The 590-nt window shown below is 63.1% G+C and carries 1 protein-coding gene; it reads left to right on the forward strand.

The genetic code is table 11. The annotated features are described in order from the left end of the window. Positions 1-163: 163 nt before the first annotated feature. Positions 164-590: ATP-binding protein (locus ACFQ24_RS03755; RefSeq protein ID WP_380909112.1), on the forward strand; the 427-nt coding region annotated here is incomplete at its 3' end.

The following is a 590-nucleotide window of genomic DNA, read 5'->3' on the forward strand; positions in this document are numbered from 1 at the left end:
AGCTCTCCCATATCCTGGAGGAGGACCTGGCAATCCGCAGGATCCCATGCCTGTCGGCACTTCGGGCCCGCTTCAGCCCCGATCCCGCCACTTTGCCTGAAGTCGTGGTCGAGATGGTCTCGCTCTCGATCTACGACGGGCTGATCGAACAGGGAGAAGCGGCATGAGCACGGCTCCCATGATCGACGCACAGCGCCTGGGCCTGATGCTCAATGAACTACGCTTGCCAACCATCAAGCATATCTGGGGAGATTTTGCAGCCCAAGCGGACAAGGAAGGATGGCCCGCGAGCCGGTTCCTTGCAGCTCTCGCCGAACACGAACTCGCCGAACGCGATCGCCGCCGGATCGGGCGTCATCTTGCCGAAGCCCACCTGCCGGCGGGCAAGACACTGGACTGCTTCGCCTTCGATGCCGTGCCGATGATCTCCAAGGCCCAGGTCATGGCCCTGTGCGCCGGTGATGGCTGGCTCGACCAGGGTTCCAATCTCATCCTGTTCGGCCCGCCAGGCGGCGGCAAAAGCCATCTGGCGGCGGCAATCGGCCTGGCATTGGTGGAAAATGGCTGGCGAGCACTGTTCACCCGCACCT

The organism is Sphingobium olei, assembly GCF_042678845.1.
Taxonomy (GTDB): domain Bacteria; phylum Pseudomonadota; class Alphaproteobacteria; order Sphingomonadales; family Sphingomonadaceae; genus Sphingobium; species Sphingobium olei.